At 38.9% G+C, this 1,258-nt stretch carries 1 protein-coding gene and 2 pseudogenes; 1 reads left to right on the top strand and 2 read right to left on the bottom strand.

The window, feature by feature from the left end; all coding sequences use genetic code 11:
- A pseudogene (locus ACQKCG_RS13945) lies at window positions 1-293 on the bottom strand (signal peptidase II); the annotation flags it as partial.
- Window positions 294-449: 156 nt separating this feature from the next.
- A complete protein-coding gene (locus tag ACQKCG_RS13940; protein WP_101204403.1) occupies window positions 450-1,100 on the bottom strand; it encodes an IS1595-like element ISPssp3 family transposase in 651 nt (216 codons plus the stop codon).
- A 55-nt stretch (window positions 1,101-1,155) separates the two neighbouring features.
- Between ACQKCG_RS13940 and ACQKCG_RS13935 the strand changes: the two are divergent.
- Window positions 1,156-1,258: pseudogene (locus ACQKCG_RS13935) on the top strand (transposase); the annotation flags it as partial.

Raw genomic sequence — 1,258 nt, 5'->3', positions numbered from 1 at the left:
AACCACTTAGTCCATTGATCAAGTATTAATACCATTATCGCCAACAAATACCAGATAAAAGCGCGACTGCCATTGGCAACCATTTTTGGCATTTTGTCCAACTTATCTTTAGGTGTTATTGAGTTGCCTGAAGTCACGTACATAGCTTTAGGCGTATGATTTATGGTTTTAGAGTCAATCGATTGATGAGTACTACTCACAGCTATAGGTACCTTCTTGTCAGCAATATTAGTACTAGCCGATTCAACGCTATTCAATTTAGTACTATCTAATCTGTCGGTAGATTCAGTCATAGTTGTTTCCTTTATCTATGTTTATACAATGAACAATGTTAAACGTATATGTTTTTGGTATACGATTATTAATCGCGCCACTTTCATAAACGGCTCCACTTACCGCTCTGGTATTATGAAACTTACGGTAATAATTTTTGGGGCTGTCCTAGATAACTAGTTCAAACCCTGTTTAACCCATTGTTTTAATTGTAGTAATTGCGACTTTGGGTCACTGTGATTAAAACGCCACTCACATTCCTTTAAATAGAGGTGAAAATGTTCTTTTGGAACTCCGTTAAACTTACGTAGATGCCGTTTAGCTTGGTTCCAAAAGTTCTCTATACCATTAATGTGATTCTTGTCATTAACAAAGGTTTTGGAGTGGTTGATACGATAATGAGTAAACTCACTGACATCTAATGCGTTATAGCTTTTAAATGAGTCAGTATAAACAATGCTATCAGGCTTCACTTTTTCTCTTATAATGGGGATCAAAGTATCTGCTTTAGCATTGGGTATAATACAAGCGTAGACCTTGCCATTACGCTTTAATAGACCAAACACGGGCACTTTGCTACCAGCACCTCGCCCTCGCTTGCCTTTACGAGTGCCATCAAAGTATGATTCGTCTACTTCGATTTCGCCCTCAAATAGACCAGGGTCTTGACTATTCTCGTAAATAAGCAGTCTTAGCCTATGAAAGTAATAACTGGCTGTGGTTTTATTAACACCGACTAGGCTTGCTGCTGTTCTCGCGGTAGAACCGGCAACAAATAGCTCGATGAGTCTGTTTTGTTTATACCAACTTAGTTTACTCTTTCTCATAGTGCTATCCTAAATAATTTTACTTATCTAGGACAGCCCCTTACTTGAGCCTATGGATGAGGTACTACTCAATCATCGCTCTTTGGTTGAAACGGTGTTTGGGGAGCTTAAAAACTTGTGCCAAATCGAACACTCACGCCATCGTAGTGTCACGGGGT

This window comes from Psychrobacter sp. NPDC078929 (assembly GCF_050267985.1).
GTDB lineage: Bacteria > Pseudomonadota > Gammaproteobacteria > Pseudomonadales > Moraxellaceae > Psychrobacter.
The sequence above is the reverse complement of the archived record's forward strand: the minus strand, read 5'-3'. Positions and strand labels throughout refer to the sequence as shown.

Coding starts and splice junctions, on each gene's coding strand:
- ACQKCG_RS13940 (WP_101204403.1), bottom strand. CDS start 1,100: ATGAGAAAGAGTAAACTAAGTTGGTATAAACAAAACAGACTCATCGAG.